This is a genomic window from Nocardia brasiliensis, assembly GCF_042691675.1.
In the GTDB taxonomy this organism is placed as follows: domain Bacteria; phylum Actinomycetota; class Actinomycetes; order Mycobacteriales; family Mycobacteriaceae; genus Nocardia; species Nocardia brasiliensis_D.
Genome location: NZ_CP170507.1, coordinates 7131875 through 7148507 on the forward strand (window position 1 = coordinate 7131875; position 16633 = coordinate 7148507).

A 16633-nucleotide genomic window follows, 5' to 3' on the forward strand; every position below is an offset into this window, starting at 1 on the left:
TTCACAGTGGATCGGTTATTGCTCGCCCGGATCGGTATCCGGCCATGGCTCACCCACGCCGAAACGAACCGGTCGTGATTCGATTGTCTCTTACGCCGCATGCTTGTTCGCCCGCCGTTATCGACCCGCATCCTGGGTCGACGACTGGCTTACCGCGCCTGTTGACCCGATTCCCGCGCCTGTTGACGCAGCGCAGATCGAACCGCAATCCGGGAGCGCACCGCAAGTCCGGCCCGCAACGCGAGCCGTAACGGCAGCTGCCACCAGTGCGGATGCCGGTCGGCCTGGAAGCGGTACGCGCTCGCGTGGTGCGCGGGCAGCATCACCTCGGGGTGCCGTCCCGCGGCGTGTCCCTTGGCGTGGGTGACCTTTGCCGACGGTACGAACACGTTGTGCCAGCCCGCCTTGCCCATCCGGTCGCCGAAGTCGACGTCCTCCATGTACATGAAGTAGCGCGAGTCGAAGCCGTCGATCGAGTCGAAGGCCGCGCGCCGCACCAGCAGGCAGGAGCCGGACAGCCAGCCGACGGTCCGCTCGGCGATCTCCTCGTTCTCCTGGCGGTAGCGCCGGGTCCACGGGTTCGCCTTCCACACCGTGCCGAGAATCGCGTGGCCCGCGCCGTCGAGCAGTCCCGGCACGCTACGGGCCGAGGGGTAGACGCTGCCGTCCGGTTCCAGCACCAGCGGGCCGAGTGCGCCCGCCCGGGGCCAGCGCTTCGCGGCGGCGAGCAGCTGGTCGATGGAATCGGTGCCCCAGCGAATGTCCGGGTTGGCGATCAGCACGAACTCGATGTCCGGATCGATCTCGGCGACGGCGCGGTTGATCGCCCCGCCGTAGCCGATGTTGCCGCCGGTACGCAGCAGCCGCACGTGCGAGTTGGCCTCGGCGATCAGCTCCGGTACCCCGTCGGTCGACCCGTTGTCGGCGAGAATCACCTGTGGTTTCTCGGTGGTGGCGTCGGCCAGTGTGGTGATGAAGTGCTCGAGGTGCTCGCCCGGTGAATAGGTCACCGTGACGACGGCCAGCCCTTGAGAGGCGGAATCGGAATCTCTCACGGCCGCACAGCCTAGTCGGCCAACCGCGACAGCGCGTCCCCCAGCGCCACCCGCCACGGGCGCAGCGGCGTCAGCCCGGCATCGTCCCAGGCACGGTGGGACAACACCGAATACGCCGGGCGCCGTGCGGGTCTCGGAAACGCGGCAGAGTCACACGGCCGGACGCGCTGTGGATCGGCGCCGACGCCCTCGAACACCGCCCGTGCGAGGTCGAACCAGGTGCCTTGTCCGGCGTTGGTGGCGTGCAGCAGGCGCGGGGCGTCCGGGCGGTCCGCCAGTTCCAGCAGCGCGGCGGCGAGGTCGGCGGCGTAGGTGGGTGACCCGAGTTGGTCGTCGACCACGTCGATGGTGTCGCGTTCCCGTTCCAGGCGCAGCATGGTGGCGACGAAATCGCTTCCGCGCCCGGCATATACCCAGGCGGTGCGCACCACGTGCGCCTGCGGGGCGAGCTTCAGGACCGCCTGCTCCCCCGCCAGTTTGGATTGCCCGTAGACGCTGACCGGGGCGGTCGGGTCGGTGGTGTCGTAGGGGCGGTCGCCAGCACCCGCGAACACGTAATCGGTGGACAGGTGAATCAGCCGTGCACCGATCCGGGCGCACGCGGCGGCCAGGACGGCGGGCCCGGTCTCGTTCCCGGCGAAGGCCGCTTCGGGTTCGGACTCGGCGCGGTCGACCGCGGTGTAGGCGGCACAGTTGATCACCACGTCGCCCGGTTCGAGGACGGCGGCGACCGCGGCCTCGTCGGTGATATCGAGGTCGCGGCGTCCGAGGGCACGGGCCCCGGGGGCGAGCCGGACCAGTTCTCGGCCGAGCTGCCCGCCCGCCCCGGTCACGACGAGGCGGCCGGATCGGGGGCCGCCGGACGGTGTGGAAGCTGTCACGGGAGTCAAGTCTGGCACGCCGTCGCACCTGCGGATTGCCGGTCGCCGCGACGCCATTCGTTAGCCTTCAGTCAGTTGCCCTCGGCAGGTACCCGCCGCGAACCAGGGTTTGCCAAAAGGGTGCGGGGGCTACGGAAAGGTGGGGTGGTCGGTCAGACCGTGCTGTCGAATGTGGCCCCGAGCTTGTCGAAAGGATGTCGAGTTGTCGAAAGGACGCAGAGTAGCCACGGTAGAGGGGGTGTCCGGTGACCCGGCCGCGCGGCGCTGAATCGCTGTTGCCCGCAGGCGGTCCGCTGCGCGTCTCCGCCGCGGTCCTGGCCGCCGTGGTGCTCGTCATCACCGGCTTCGCCTGGCACAGCGTCGACAGCCTGATCTCCAATATCGAACGCATCGGCGGGCTCGGTCTCGGCGGTGGCCGTGACGGCGCCGTCGACATCTTGCTCGTCGGCGTCGACAGCCGCACCGACGCGCACGGCAACCCGCTGTCCGACCGGGAACGCGCGCTGCTGCACGCGGGCGACGAGGTCGGCACCAATACCGACACCATCGTGCTGGTCCGGGTGCCGAACGACGGGCGGTCCGCGACGGCCATCTCCATCCCCCGCGACTCCTACGTCGACATTCCCGACCTGGGCAAGGGCAAGATCAACTCGGCGTACGGCGCCACCAAGGAGACCCAACGCCTGAAGCTGATCAACCAGGGCGTCTCGGAGGCCGACGCGGACAAGCAGTCCACCCAGGCCGGACGCCAGGCGTTGATCAAGTCTGTCGGCAACCTGACCGGGATCAGTGTCGATCACTACGCCGAGGTGAGCCTGCTCGGTTTCGTGCTGCTCACCGACGCGGTCGGCGGGGTCGAGGTGTGCCTGAACAACCCGGTCGACGAGTGGATGTCCGGCGCCGACTTTCCGGCGGGCCGCCAACGCCTCGACGGCCCATCGGCTTTGAGCTTCGTGCGCCAGCGGCACAATCTGCCGCGCGGCGATCTCGATCGCATCGTGCGCCAGCAGGTGTTCATGGCGCAGCTGGTCGGGCAGGTGCTCAGTGCGAAGACGCTCAGCAATCCCGGGCGGATGAAGCAGCTCAGCGATGCGGTCGGGCGCACCGTCGTGCTCGACGAGGACTGGGACGTGCTCGCGTTTCTGCAACAGCTACAGGATCTTTCGGGCGGGCAGGTGAAGTTCGAAACCATCCCGGTCACCGACCTGAACTACATGACCAGCAGCGGCGAATCGGTGGTGCGGGTCGACCCGAAGGCGGTCAAGTCGTATGTGTCCGCGCTGGTCGACGGCAAGGAACCGGCGCAGGACGAGCCCGCTGTCGATCCGGCCACCGTGTCGGTCAGCGTGTACAACGCGAGCGGCATCAGTGGCCTGGCCGGTCAGGTCGCACAGGCGTTGAACGGTAAGGGTTTCCATGAGGGCTTGATCGGCAACTACCCGGGTTCCAGTGTGTCGAGCAGCCGGGTGCTGGCCGCGAACACCGCCGACGCCAAGGCCAAGGCGGTCGCCAAAGCGCTCGGTGGGCTGCCGGTACTCGCGGATACGACGCTGTCACCCGATTCGGTGAGCGTCGTGCTGGCGAGCGACTATTCTGGTCCGGGCTCGGCTGCAGGGGGGATGTTCGACTTCTCCGGTACGTCGAGCGGCACCGCGACACCAGTCCCGCCAGCCCCACCGATCGACGCAGGCCAGAACGGACCGAAATGCGTGAATTAGCTAATGCGTGACTTAGACAAGGCACTCACTCTCACCGAGAAAGTCCTCGATCCGATTCTCGCGCGCGAACCAGCGAGTCCGCGCGTCACCTACTACGACGACGCCACCGGCGCCCGGATCGAGCTGTCCGGACTGACCCTGGCGAACTGGGCGGCCAAGACCGCCAACCTGATTCGCGACGAGTTCGGCCTCAGCCCCGGTGCCCGGATCGCGGTGCTGCTGCCCGCGCACTGGCAGACCGCCGCGGTGCTGCTCGGCTGCTGGTGGGCGGGCACCGAGGTGGTGCTGCGCCCGGACGAGAACGCCGAACTGGCTCTGGTGACGCCCGACCGGTTGGCCGAAACACACGACGTCGCCGAGGTCGCGGCCCTGTCCCTGGATCCGATGGGCGCACCGGTACCCGACCTGCCGGTCGGTGTGACCGACTTCGCGACCTCCGTACGGGTGCACGGTGACCAATTCCTGCCGGCTGGCGCGGGCGCCGCGCTGGACGGGATGCCGGTCGCGGAGGTACTGGCCGAAGCGAAGAAATCGGCCATGCGGCAGGGCTTTTCCGAGGGCGATCGGGTGCTGTCGAGCACCCCGTGGGACACCCCCGCCGAACTGATCGACGGCTTCGTCGCGGTCCTCGCCGCGGGTGCCTCCCTGGTCCAGGTGGTCAACCCCGATCCCGAGCTGCGGGCGCGGCGCATCGAAACCGAAAGGGTCACTGCCCAGCGGATATGAACGTGCCTACCGCCAGTGGGTACTCCTACCACGGTATAGGCGGAAGTCCGACTAGAGGACGTTCCACAATCTGGCCGGGTTCCGTACGGTGGACATATCGCACAACGACGGAGTTGGTGAATGATGAAGCCGCAGTATTGGTTCCGCTGGTTGTCCGTCCAAGGCGCACCCCGTCTCGTGCTGCGTATGCAAGCACGGCGCGGTGACGCGTTCGCCGAGCTGATGGGCGGGCCCGCCGGGTTCGCCGATCCGTATCCGCTCATCGAACGGCTGCGCGGCGAGGGCCGGATGATTCGCACCTCGCTCTCCTGGGCGACCTTCGATCACGAGTTGTGCCGAACCATCCTGCGCGACAGCCGCTTCGGCGTGCGCACCACCGAAAGCTTCGACATCCCGGGTCCGATCCAGAAGCTGGCCAAATACTTTCCGCTGCCGCCGAACCCGGTGGAACCGCCGTCGATGCTGGTGATCGACCCGCCGGAGCACACCCAGATGCGCAAGCCGGTCGCCTCCGCGTTCACCCCGCGCGCCATCCGCAGGCTGAGCGACCGCGTCGAGACGGTTACCGCGGAACTGCTCGACGGGCTGCCCGCCGGTGGATCCGCCGATCTGGTCACCGCGTTCGCCGCCCAGGTGCCGATCGCGATCATCTCCGAAATGCTCGGCTTCCCCGACGCGGACAAGGAACTGTTCCTGCACTGGGGCGACCAGATGACGCCACTGCTCGACGTCGGTATCTCCTGGCGGGCTCACCGGCGCGCCCTGAACTCCATGGAGGTGATGAACGACTATCTCGACGAGCACATCGCGCGGCTGCGCCGCACCCCGGGCGACGACATTCTGAGCACCCTGGTGACCGCGGGCGAGCTGGATACGTTCGCGCTCAAGGCAACCGCGAGCCTGCTGATGGGCGCGGGCTTCGAGACCACGGTCAATCTGATCGGCAATGGTGTGGTCCAACTACTCACGCACCCGGAGCAGCTGGAGCGGTTGCGTGCCGAACCCGAACTCTGGCCGAATGCGATCGAAGAGGTGCTACGCATCGATTCCCCCGTGCAGACGACCGCCCGAACCGCGTTGTCCGACGTGGAAATCGACGGCGTGCCACTGCGCGCGGGCCAGACCGTCGTGCTGTCGCTGGCCGGGGCCAACCGCGATCCCGCGGTGTTCGCCGAGCCGGACCGGTTCGATGTCGGCCGGGCAAATGCCAAGGAGCACTTGTCGTTCAGCAGCGGCATCCACGTGTGCCTCGGCGCCAGTCTGGCCCGAATGGAAGGCGTCTACGCCTTGCAGGCCCTGTTCGATCGCTTCCCCGACCTGCAACTGGACGGCCAACCGCGGCGCCGAAAGTTGTTCACCTTGCACGGTTACGAGCAGCTGCCGGTTCGCCTGGGCCGTCGCGCACCGGCCCCCGAACCCACCACCGTCTGACCGGGCGCCGTCAGCCGAAGCCGACGGCTTGCGCGCCCCAGGCGGTGTGCAGGTCGCGGTCGGGGTTGTCGACCACCCGGTCGACGGTGTCGATCAGCAGCGTGGTGCGCGTCGACGGACGGTACGGCGGCCAGTGTTTCGAGCCGTCGAGCGCGGCGGGCACCCCGTGCGTGGCGAAGGCGAGCCAGCGCCGCATCATCCGCCCCGACACCTCCATGGCCACCTTGCGGCCGCCGAGCCAAAATGTCGGATCGTGGTTGAACGAGCCGAAATTGCCGAACACATAAGGCAATTCGGTGGCGTGCCCCGCGCCGACCCGGGCCGCGCGCAGCATCGGCGTGGCATGGTCGAAGCGGTACATCCAGGTCGGTGAGTGCTGCGCGTGCCCGTCTGCCACCCAGTGCGCGGGCATCCGGAACGCCGCGTCGCCGGACATGGCCAGCGCACCACGCGGCTTGTCCAGATCCGGGTACGCCGAGGTGATTTCGGCGATGCGCTCATGCGACAGCTCCGGGTGGCTGGCCGCTACATCGCGGAGCATCGCGTTCACCGCGTCCGGGGTCACCGGCATGATGGGCGAGCGGAACACCCGGAACAGCGACGCCTCGTCCTTGTTCGCGCCGATCATCAACGGCACCCGGTGCGACCGGCCGTGCTGGAACCGTTCGATCGGATAGGTCGGCAGCAGGTCGCCGTCCACCACCGGTGCCGCCGCCAACCGGCCCGGCTCCTTCAGTGGGATCTCGTCCAGCAGGATGCCCGCGACCTCGACGATCTTCTCGACCGGCCAGTCGAGCAGTTCGATGGCCCTGGCGGCGGGCAGTTCCAGCAGTTCCAGGAAGCGCCGAGCCACACTGGCGGCCCGCTCCTGGCCGAACACGGTGGTTGCGGGCGGGCTCTGTGCGATGGCTTTGTGGAAGAGTCCGGCCGCGCGCGGGGCGGTGAGCAGCGCGGTGACACAACCCGCGCCGGAGGATTCACCGAACAGCGTGACATTGCCCGGGTCGCCGCCGAACCCGGCGATGTTGTCGCGTACCCATTCCAGCGCGGCGATCTGATCGTGCAGCCCCAGATTCGGGGTGAACGGACCCGGCAGCGAGGACAGATCGAGGAAGCCGAGCGCACCGAGCCGGTAGTTCACCGTGACCACCACGACGTCACCGGTTTCCGCCAGCTTGCGCCCGTCGTAGATCCCCTGCGCCGCGGTACCGAGGCAGTAGGCGCCGCCGTGCAACCAGACCAGCACCGGGCGCGGTTCGCCCGAGTCGAACGGGTGCGCCGCCTCGTCCTGGTCGCGGCGCGGTGACCAGATGTTCAACCACAGGCAGTCCTCGCCCATCCGCAGGTCGGAATCGACGGGAACCATGTTGCCCATGGTCTGCGGGGCGATCTCGCCGAAGGTGGCGCAGTCGCGGATTCCGTCCCACTCGGGCGCAGGCCGCGGCGGCAGGAAACGATGGGGCCCGCTCGGAGCCGCTGCATAGGGAATGCTCCGCCAGACCGCCACCGGCCCGTCCCAGCGGCCGCGTACATCGCCCGAAATCGTGGTCGCGACTGGCTCGGCGCCACGCACTTCCCACCCCGGTTCCGTCTCGAACCCAGTGCTCATGGTTCGCACCTCCTGCCAATGACCCGTCGGTGTGCTGCCGGTTTGCTCCAGCGGGCCTCGCACCTCATGATCTCCTATTCGAGGGTACTTACCCGCTGGCGAGCCGGGTATGCGACGCACCAAGTCGGAGACCGCGACGGTACGCTTGACCGATGCCGAGTTACAGCTATCGGTGCCGCAGCTGCGGGGACACTTTCGAGGTGAACCGCCCGATGGCGGAGTCGTCGGATCCGGCGTCCTGCCCCAGCGGCCATGCCGACACAGTGAAGCTGCTGACCACGTTCGCGACGGTCAGCCGTGGTGGCACGCCCGCAGCACCGAGCAATGCGCCGGGTCCCGCCGCGGGCGGCTGCTGTGGTGGGGGCTGCTGCGGCTGAGTCTCGCCGACGTCACGTCCGGTCGGCGGGACGGTCGTTCAGTCGCGGCGGTCGGCGTGGCCGAGATCACGGTCCGGCGCGACCCGGTCGCGCACCCGCTGCTTCAACACCGCGATATCGGGAAAACCGCCGTCCGCCTTGCGTTCCCACACCTGCTCACCGTCCACGGTGATCCGGAAAACGCCGCCCGTGCCCGGAATCAGCGCCACCTCACCGAGTTCGGTGGCGAAGGTGCTCAACAGCTCCTGCGCCATCCAGCTCGCGCGCAACAGCCAGCGGCACTGGGTGCAGTACTCGATCGCGACACGGGGCATGGTGGCCAACGCTACTCAAGCTTCGATCTCGCCGTCGAGGTAGACCCAGGCGCCGTCGGCCCGCCGGAACCTGCTGACCTCGTGCAGGGAGCCGCGGGCGCCGTCCGCGCGGTAGTGCGCGACGAACTCGACCAGGCCGGTCTCGTCGAACAACCCACCGTCGGCGGTGCGCAGTATTTCCAGGAAAACCCACCGCTGGCCGGGATCGAGCTCCAATTGCTCGGGCCTGGTACGCGGATGCCACGATCGGCGCAGGTAGTCGGTGTCGCCCACCGCGAATGCGGTGTAGCGAGAACGCATCAGCGCCTCGGCGGTCGCCGCCGCCCGTTTCCCGCTCAGCACCGGTCCGCAGCAGTCGTCGAAGGCCTCGCCCCGGCCACACGGACACCTCCGCGTCCCACTCATGCCCCGATTCTTACGCGCCGTTCCGGTCGGAGGTCAGGCCGGGGTGGCCGGGATCCGCGGGGCGGGCCGGACACGATAACCCAGCGAGGGTGCGAAATCGGCTGAATTACGTTCGCTCACAGCAGAATTCGCTGACAGCGAATTCCGGTTCCGGTACGCTCGGCCCCCTCATACCCTCGGACTCATGGCAACCAGCGGACTCACCCTCGACGATTCGGTCCACGAACGGCTCCTGCGCGAGCGCGTCATCTTCCTCGGCCAGCAGGTCGACGACGACATCGCCAACCGGTTGTGCTCCCAGTTGCTGCTGCTGGCTGCCGAAGATCCCGAACGGGACATCCACTTCTACATCAACTCCCCCGGCGGCTCGGTCGACGCGGGCATGGCGATCTACGACACGATGAACTACGTCGCCTGCGATATCGCCACCTTCGGCATGGGCATGGCGGGATCGATGGGACAGTTCCTGCTGACCTGCGGCACTAAAGGCAAACGCCACGCACTGGCGCACACCCGGATCATCATGCACCAGCCCTCCGCCGGTCTCGGTGGCTCCGCGGCGGACATCGCGATCCTGGCCGAGCAGCACGCACACATGAAGCGACAGCTCGGCGAACTGATGGCACAGCACACCGGGCAGAGCTACGAGCAGATCCTCACCGACTGGGATCGCGACCGCTGGTTCACCGCCACCGAGGCCCGCGACTACGGGATGATCGACCACATCATCAGCGGCCCTCGGCAGCCGATTCCGGTGCCGCACTGAACATTCAACGCACCTCGACCGACGCCAGCGCGGCGGCGATCGCCACCGTCTGCTCGCGCCAGCGACGCAGATCGGTGACGCTCGGCGCGAGCTCGTAATCGTGGTGGTGCGCGGCCCGGGACAGCGCCGCCCACAGCGCGGCAACCTGGGCCGCCACCTCGGGGCCCGCGAAGGTGCGCAGCGCGATCAGTTGCGCGCGCATCGGGCAGCGCATCAGCGCGGGCGCCAGCCGCACCCACAGCTCGTCCACCGACTGTTCCAATGCGATGCGCAGAATCCACGCGGTAGCGCGCGACCACAGCCCGCCCGCGTCGGTCACCGATCCCGCCAGCAGCAGATCCACGGTATCGAGCCGCTCGGCCACCGACGGCCGTGGCCGCTTCGGTCCTTTCGCGGGGCCCCGCTTGGTCCCGCGCCCGCCACCGGACGGTCCGCGCCGCGGTCCACGCTGCCCGCTCATCGGCGGCCCCTGGTGCCCACCGGCACCCGCGCGGTCACTGCGCCAGCCATGCGACGAATCTTTCGGTCTCCGTTATCAATTCGCGCATGCTGCGACCGATCGGCACGTGCGCGCCCGCGGTGGCGTCGCGCAATGCCTCGACCACCCATTTCCCTTCGCGCGCGGCGAGATGCTTGTTCAGGTCGTCGACCTTGCCGCCGACTCCCATCACCGCGAGGGCCACCTTGGCCCTGGTGGATTGGGCGGCATCGATGCGGCGCTCGACCTCGCGGTGGTTCATGCCGTCGGCGAGCAGGGTGCGTCTGGCGCGGGCCAGGCTCGCGGCTTCGACGGCCGAACGGCAGCAGGTGGCGACGAGTTCGTCGGCGATGGCCTGCGGCAGCTGCGGCGTGCGCACCAGCGCGCGGGCGTCGTCGAGGTAGCGGCGGACCGGGTCGCTGGACACCCGGACCTCGACCACCGAGCGGTCGCGGCGCTGCACCTCGAGCACGGTGGCATCGAGTTGCATCCGGCGCACCGCCTCGGCGAGCCGCTCGTCGTGGGTGAAGACGATCACCTGCCGCGTCCAGGCCACCGCGGCGAGCACCCTGGCCAGGCCGTCCACCTTCGCCGGGTCCATCGCCTGCACCGGGTCGTCGATCATGACGAAGCGGAACGGGCTCTCCTCGACCGTGGCCCGCGGCAGGAACAGCGACAGCCCGAGTGCGTGCAGCTCGCCCTGGCTCATCACGCCGAGTGCGGCGCCGTCCACGTCGTCCACGGTGACGTCCAGCAGCACCCGGCGGGCGGTTCCGGCGTTGCCCTGCAAGCGAATCGCGCCGAGTTCGACGTTGCTCTGCTGGCGCAGCGTCTGCCACACCCAGCGCGCGGTGGTCTCCAGCGGCGTCATCCGTTCGCCGCGCAGGCCCGCGGTGGCGGACTTGAGCCAGTCTTCGGCCTTCTTGACGGTGCGTAGTTCGGCCGCGTGCGCGGCGACCTCGCGGGCGCCCTCCAGCCAGCGCACGATGCGCGGAACCAGCGGTGTCCACACCTCGTCGAGGCGGTCGAGTTCCTTGCGGGTGCCCTGCTGCACCAGATCGAGTTCGTCGACCAGCCGCGCGTGCGCGCCGCGCAACCGGTCCGGCAGGTCCGGGGTGTAGTCGGCGGAGGTGAGCGCGGCCCAGTCGGCCCAGGCCCGACGGACGGCGGAGGTGTCCACCGAGGGCGGGTTGCGCGGGTCGAACTCCAGTTCCGGCGGCACCAGGTCCGGCAGTGACCGCGCGGCCCGCAGGGCTTGGCCGAGTTCGGCGCGTGCGGTGGTGAGTGCGTCCACCCGGGCCGCGAGGGTCGCGATCGAGGCGTCCGCCGCGCGGGCCCAGGTGTCGTCCAGCTCGCCGCGGCCGCACACCGGGCACGGGCAGGTGCCGCTCGCCGCGTGGTGATCGCGGGCCCGGCGCAACAGCTCCAGCACGCGCAGGTCCGCCTCGGCATCCGCGGTGGTGCCGCGGGTCAGCGCGGTGCCGCATTCGGCCAGCCGCGCGGCCACCTCCGCCACCTCCGCGGCGGTGGGCAGCGTCAGCCGCACGATCGCCCGCAAACCCGCCGGGCCGCCTGGGTCGTCGAAGGTGCCGATCACCTCGCGTCCCACGGCGGCGAGGTCGGGTTGGGCCGGGCGCAGCAGACCGTGCACCCGGACGGCGCGGTCGTCGGCCACCGATTCGAGTGCGTCGAGCAGTTCGAGGCGTTCCTGACGGGAATCGCGCACGGCGCGTTCCAGTTCCAGGCGGCGCATCCGAATTCGTTCCTGCGCCACGGTCAATTCGTCGAGGCCGAGCAGTTGGTGCAGCGCGTCGAACAGGTCGCTCGGTTTGCCGTCGACCAGCGCGCCGAGCTCGCTGTAGGACAGGAACGGGCGGTAGAGCTCCAGTCTGCCCGCCCAGCGGTCCACGTCGAATTCCGTTGGCGCGGCGGGGGGATGCTGTTCGGTCCACTGCGCGTCCGGTAGGTCCGCGTCGGCGGCCCACTCCTTGGCGATGGTGAGCTGCGGCTTGCTGCCCGTGGTGAGCAACTCCACCTCGATGCGGGCGGTGCTGCCGTCGTGCAGGTTCCGCCAGCCCTCGCGCCAGGCCGCGGAGCGCCCATCCCAGCGGCGGTTTCCGCCGGTGAACACCAGTTCGGCGGCCTCGGCGAAGCTGGACTTGCCGCTGCCGTTGCGGCCGACGACCAGGGTGAGGCCGGGTCCGGGTGGGAGCTGTAGTTCGGCTTCGGGACCGATGCCACGGAAACCACGAACCCGGATGGCGCGCAGGAAGATGCCCGCGTCATCGAATTCGGCTGCCCGGTCGTCGTTCTCGCTGCCACCGAGGGCGCGCAGGACGGTGCGGGCAACCGAGGGCGTCACCGAGGGGTCCGCGGCGAGCCGACGGGTCACCACCTCGGTCAACCGCGGCACCGGGTCGGCGTCGGGACGCATTGGTCGGACCCCCTCCACCACCGAGCCGCTACACGCCTCCGATCCCGTGCGCGGCCTCGCGCCTACACGGCTCGCAAGCGCTTCCAGCGGCGCCACTGTCGAAGCTGTGCGAAACGCTACCCGATCGCGTCGGATTCGCCCACTGGAGGCAGACCTGGGTCCGCATGCGAATCTGCCCGCGCGGGGATGGATATGGCCATCGAAACGGCTGGGGCCGCGCTTCGATGTCCACCCCTCGCCAGCCCCGGCGGGCAGCTCGATGGTGTATCACCCGATTTGGATGGTTCGGTCGAGCCGAACAGGACAGAATGCCAGACAACACCACTGGGCGCAAGATGTTTTTGATTTCGAATCCATCGGGGGCGCAGTGATTTCCGTGCGAGACACACCGGCCGACGCGGCACTTGTCGGTGCTCCGGTGTAGAAATCCGGTCAACCGAGGAACGGGGGAAGAGATGACGCGCTGGAGCGAGGACCAGGTCACGGCGCTCGCGCCGGACGCGAGCTCGCTGTCGGCCGCGCGGAAACTCGCCGGCCGCTGGCGTGGCACCGGGCAGCACGACACCGCGCTGTGGGGGCTGTGCCAGGGGAGCGGCGCGAAGCCGTATCAGACGATCATCGATCTCTCCGGACCCGCGTACAAATGCTCCTGCCCGAGCCGCAAGTTTCCCTGCAAGCACGCGCTGTCGCTGTTGCTCGAGTGGGCGGCGTGCCGGGTCGAGGACGCACCGGCGACCGCCGATTTCGCGGCGACCTGGATCGGCGGCCGGGCCGCACGGGCCGCCGAGCCCGCGACGAAGACCACCACCCGCACCTCGAATCCGGCCACCGCGGAACAGCGGCGGGTGCGGGTCACCGCGGGCTTGGAGGAACTCGACGTCTGGCTCGGCGACCAGGTGCGCACCGGTCTGGCGCAGACCGACCGATCGTTTCGGGCGTTCGAGGCGATCGCCGCCAGGATGGTCGACGCGCAGGCCCCCGGCGTCGCCTCGGCGCTACGTCAGCTGCCGGTCACCGTGGTGACCAGGGCCGACTGGCCCCAGGTCGTACTGGGCGAATACGCGCGGCTGCACCTGCTGATCGCCGCGCATCGCCGGATAGACGAGTTGACTCCGGCGCTGCGCGCCAGCATCCGCACCCACGTCGGCTACCCGAATCCGGCCGAGGCGGTGCGCACCGAACCCGCGGTTCGGGATCGGTGGATGGTCCTCGGTGTCCGCATCACCGAGGACGAACGCCTCTATACCCGCCGAACGTGGTTGTACGGCCGGGCGACTCGGCGCTGGGCACTGGTGGTCGACCACTCGTTCGGGTCGCCGGGCTTCCCCGCGGACGTGCCGACCCTGGGTCTGCTCGCCGACGCGGAGTTGCACTACTACCCCGGCGCCGCGCCGCTGCGCGCGCTCTGGGGTGAACGTCACGGAACCGCAGAGCCTTTCACCTCGCTGCCGACCGATCCGGACCGGCCGGGCACGGTGGCCGCCGCACTCGCCGACCACGCCGCGGCGCTCGGCGCCGATCCGTGGCTGCGTAGCTGGCCGGTGCTGCTCGTCGACGTCGTGCCGGTACGTACCGAGAACGGCTGGTACATCGCCGAATCCGACGGGACCGCGCTACCGGTGGCGGCCACCGAGCAGCCGTGGCGGCTACTCGGTGTGTCCGGCGGCCACCCGGTGACGGTGACCGCCGAATGGACCAGCGAAGGCCTGACCCCGATCTCGGTGTTCACCGCCGGAGAAGTGATCGATCTGGCCAGGCTCGATCCGGCGGGCCGAGGCGTGCCCGAACCCCGGACGGCGCGGGTGAATGCCGCCGAGCTGACCTCCGTGGCGCTACTCGGCACCGCCCGGCGGGCACCGGAGCTGACCCACCTGGCTCCGCCGGTGGTGAACGCCGCCGAGCGCCTATCCGCCGATCCGGCGCTGCGCCTGCTCGAATCCGCCGCGCTGCACGATGTTTTCGCGCGCGGTGGGGTACGCGCGGCCGCCGCGACCGCACCGGAACCCGCCGAGGACGACGCCCGACCGCTGCTGCCGCGCCCCGCCGCCGCCCGCCTCGCGCGAATGCTGCAGGAGCGGTCCCCCTTCTTGACCGAATGGTTCGACGCGGCAGCGCCGTACGACTACCGCGCGCCGGACGCGCTCTGCGGACAACTGCTCGATCAGGCCAAGAGCAACGCCGAACTGCGGGAACCGCTGCTACGCCTGGCGGGCACGCGTGGGCGCTGGCTGGCCGGCCAACATCCGGAGTGGCGAAAGCTGGTGCGGCAGCAACCCGCCGCGGTACCTACCGAGGACGTATGGCACTTCGGGCAGCCACCCGAGCGCCGTGCCTGGCTGGCCGATTTGCGTGGGCGCGACGCCGACGCCGCGCGCGAAACGCTCGCCGCGGCGTGGCCGAAGGAGTCGGGACCCGGGAAAGCTGACTTACTCGCCGTACTCGCCGAGGGGATTTCGCGAGCCGACGAACCGCTGCTGGAAGCCGGGCTGGACGATCGGCGCGCCGATGTCCGACGGACGGCCGCCGGACTGCTGACCCTGCTGCGCGATTCGGCGTTCGCCCAGCGGATGACCCGGCGCGCGAGCCACTGGGTACGCATCGAACATCGACTTCGGCACACCGAACTCGTTGTCGCCCTGCCCGATGCGCTCGATCCGGCCGCTCAGCGCGACGGCATCACCGACCGCGGCGTCGAGTTCACCTACCGGTGGGGCGGCGCACCCGACCTCGCCGCGGGCCGCCTTCGCCAGCTGGTCGCCGCCACCCCGCTCAGCCACTGGGCGACCGTGCTCGGCGCGCCGGACAAGGCGGTCAAGACGACGATCGACGACCGCTTCCGCCAGCCGGTCTTCGACGGCTGGGTGGATGCCGCACTGGCGCAGCATGATTCGGCATGGGCACGGGCGCTGTTCGATGCGGGGGTGCCGACCGACCTCGCCATGCTGCGCAGACGCGAACTGTTCGCGCTGCTGCCGCTGGCCGACCGGACCCGCCACCTGCTCGAACTGGACGGCTCCTGGCTCTCCGAGATCGAGGCGCTGCTGCCCGCCATGGGGCACCCGTGGCCGGAACCGCTGGCGCAGCACCTGATCCTGCTGCTGCTCGAGCGGGCCCGCGCGGCGGCACGCCGTCCGGAGGCCCACGGCAACACCCCGAACGCGCACCGGTCGCTGTTGTCCGCGGCGTCGGTGCACCTACCCGTGGTCGCCGCGGGCGCCGTCACCGTGGTGGCGCGCCGCTGCGGCGATCCCACCTGGGAGCGAGCCTTCGATCAGCTCGCACACGACCTCAACCACCGCTCGATGATGCTCGAGGAGTTGCAGTGACCACTACCGACGTGACGCCCGACCTGCTGCGTCCGCACGCCGAACAGGCCTACGCCGATGAACTGCGCGCCCTCGCGGCCGCCGACGAACGCCCCCGTCCGCCGTCTTGGCGGCTCTCCCCATGGGCGGTGGTCACCTACCTGCTCGGCGGCACCCTCGACGACGGCACCGTGATCAGCCCGAAGTACGTGGGGCCGCGCAGGCTGATGGAGGTGGCGGTCGCGACACTGGCCACCGACCGGGCGTTACTGCTGCTCGGCGTGCCGGGTACCGCCAAAACCTGGGTTTCGGAACATCTCTCGGCCGCCATCAGCGGGGCATCGACGCTGCTCGTGCAGGGCACGTCCGGAACGGCGGAGGAGGCGATCCGATACGGCTGGAACTACGCGCGGCTGCTGGCCGAAGGCCCGAGCGAGGGCGCGCTGGTGCCGTCGCCGGTGTTGACCGCCATGCGCGCGGGCTCGATCGCCAGGATCGAGGAACTCACCCGCATTCCGTCCGATGTGCAGGACGCGCTCATCACCGTGCTGTCCGAGAAGACCCTGCCGGTGCCGGAGCTCGGCATGGAGGTGCAGGCCGCCAAGGGTTTCAACGTCATCGCCACCGCCAATGACCGCGACCGCGGCGTGAACGAGCTGTCCTCCGCGCTGCGCCGCAGGTTCAACACCGTCGTGTTGCCGCTGCCCGCCAGCGAGGACGAAGAGGTCGCCATCGTCAGCCGCCGCGTCGAACAACTCGGCACCGCACTGGAACTGCCCAAGGTGCCCGCCGCGGCCGAGGAGGTGCGCCGGGTGGTGCGCGTCTTCCGTGAACTGCGCTCCGGGATCACCGCGGACGGCCGCACCAAGCTCAAATCGCCCTCCGGCACCCTGTCCACCGCCGAGGCGATCTCGGTGATCACCAATGGGATCGCTCTGTCGGTCCACTTCGGCGACGGCATCCTGCGCGCCTCCGACATCGCGGGCGCCGTCCTCGGATCGGTGATCAAGGACCCGGTCGCCGACGCTGTGGTGTGGACCGAATACCTGGAAGCCGTTGTCCGCGAACGCCCGGAATGGTCGGACTTCTACCGGGCCTGCCGGGAGGTCTCCGGGTGAGCGGCATCGTCCAAGG

General features: G+C 69.7%; 14 protein-coding genes. 7 read left to right on the top strand and 7 right to left on the bottom strand.

Features of this window, described 5'->3' with window-relative positions; translation table 11 throughout:
* Positions 1-149: 149 nt before the first annotated feature.
* Both ACFK0J_RS32760 and rfbD read right to left on the bottom strand, forming a co-directional pair.
* Complete coding sequence (locus ACFK0J_RS32760) at positions 150-1055, bottom strand: glycosyltransferase family 2 protein (protein ID WP_378733571.1); 906 nt, start codon at positions 1053-1055, stop codon at positions 150-152.
* An 11-nt stretch (positions 1056-1066) separates the two neighbouring features.
* Positions 1067-1936, bottom strand: coding sequence for a dTDP-4-dehydrorhamnose reductase (rfbD, locus tag ACFK0J_RS32765; protein WP_378733572.1), 870 nt, complete (start codon positions 1934-1936; stop codon positions 1067-1069).
* Between the two features lie 293 nt (positions 1937-2229).
* Between rfbD and ACFK0J_RS32770 the strand changes: the two genes are divergently transcribed.
* The 3 genes from ACFK0J_RS32770 to ACFK0J_RS32780 all read left to right on the top strand — a co-directional run bounded on the left by ACFK0J_RS32770 (position 2230) and on the right by ACFK0J_RS32780 (position 5811).
* Positions 2230-3654 (top strand): LCP family protein, encoded by a 1425-nt coding sequence (locus ACFK0J_RS32770; protein WP_378743206.1) that lies wholly within the window; start codon positions 2230-2232, stop codon positions 3652-3654.
* Between the two features lie 3 nt (positions 3655-3657).
* Complete coding sequence (locus ACFK0J_RS32775) at positions 3658-4380, top strand: TIGR03089 family protein (protein WP_378733573.1); 723 nt, start codon at positions 3658-3660, stop codon at positions 4378-4380.
* Between the two features lie 123 nt (positions 4381-4503).
* Complete coding sequence (locus tag ACFK0J_RS32780; RefSeq protein ID WP_378743208.1) at positions 4504-5811, top strand: cytochrome P450; 1308 nt, start codon at positions 4504-4506, stop codon at positions 5809-5811.
* Between the two features lie 10 nt (positions 5812-5821).
* Here ACFK0J_RS32780 and ACFK0J_RS32785 read toward each other — a convergent pair whose 3' ends face one another.
* Positions 5822-7420, bottom strand: a complete 1599-nt coding sequence (locus tag ACFK0J_RS32785) for a carboxylesterase/lipase family protein (protein ID WP_378733574.1) — start codon at positions 7418-7420, stop codon at positions 5822-5824.
* 152 nt (positions 7421-7572) lie between these two features.
* On the opposite strand from ACFK0J_RS32785, the gene ACFK0J_RS32790 reads away from it, so the two are divergent.
* Positions 7573-7797 (top strand): zinc ribbon domain-containing protein, encoded by a 225-nt coding sequence (locus ACFK0J_RS32790; RefSeq protein ID WP_378733575.1) that lies wholly within the window; start codon positions 7573-7575, stop codon positions 7795-7797.
* Positions 7798-7835: 38 nt separating this feature from the next.
* Here the strand turns inward: ACFK0J_RS32790 and ACFK0J_RS32795 are convergent, their stop codons facing one another.
* Together ACFK0J_RS32795 and ACFK0J_RS32800 are read right to left on the bottom strand one after the other, a co-directional pair.
* The gene (locus ACFK0J_RS32795) at positions 7836-8111 is read right to left on the bottom strand and encodes a SelT/SelW/SelH family protein (RefSeq protein ID WP_218471294.1); all 276 of its coding nucleotides are present in this window, start codon (positions 8109-8111) and stop codon (positions 7836-7838) included.
* 15 nt (positions 8112-8126) lie between these two features.
* A complete protein-coding gene (locus ACFK0J_RS32800; protein WP_378733576.1) occupies positions 8127-8516 on the bottom strand; it encodes a YchJ family protein in 390 nt (129 codons plus the stop codon).
* Between the two features lie 184 nt (positions 8517-8700).
* Here ACFK0J_RS32800 and ACFK0J_RS32805 point away from each other — a divergent pair, with 184 nt between their 5' ends.
* Entirely contained in the window at positions 8701-9282 is a 582-nt protein-coding gene (locus ACFK0J_RS32805) for an ATP-dependent Clp protease proteolytic subunit (RefSeq protein ID WP_378733577.1), read from the top strand.
* A gap of 4 nt (positions 9283-9286) precedes the next feature.
* Here ACFK0J_RS32805 and ACFK0J_RS32810 read toward each other — a convergent pair whose 3' ends face one another.
* Together ACFK0J_RS32810 and ACFK0J_RS32815 are read right to left on the bottom strand one after the other, a co-directional pair.
* Positions 9287-9742, bottom strand: coding sequence for a hypothetical protein (locus tag ACFK0J_RS32810; protein ID WP_218471296.1), 456 nt, complete (start codon positions 9740-9742; stop codon positions 9287-9289).
* A gap of 34 nt (positions 9743-9776) precedes the next feature.
* Positions 9777-12194: an AAA family ATPase gene (locus ACFK0J_RS32815; protein ID WP_378733578.1), complete on the bottom strand. Its 2418-nt coding sequence runs from the start codon at positions 12192-12194 to the stop codon at positions 9777-9779.
* A 455-nt stretch (positions 12195-12649) separates the two neighbouring features.
* Here ACFK0J_RS32815 and ACFK0J_RS32820 point away from each other — a divergent pair, with 455 nt between their 5' ends.
* Together ACFK0J_RS32820 and ACFK0J_RS32825 are read left to right on the top strand one after the other, a co-directional pair.
* Positions 12650-15520, top strand: a complete 2871-nt coding sequence (locus ACFK0J_RS32820) for an SWIM zinc finger family protein (protein WP_378733579.1) — start codon at positions 12650-12652, stop codon at positions 15518-15520.
* Positions 15517-16617, top strand: a complete 1101-nt coding sequence (locus ACFK0J_RS32825) for an AAA family ATPase (RefSeq protein ID WP_378733580.1) — start codon at positions 15517-15519, stop codon at positions 16615-16617. Before ACFK0J_RS32820 ends, ACFK0J_RS32825 begins: the two co-directional genes overlap by 4 nt.
* The last annotated feature ends 16 nt before the right edge of the window (positions 16618-16633 follow it).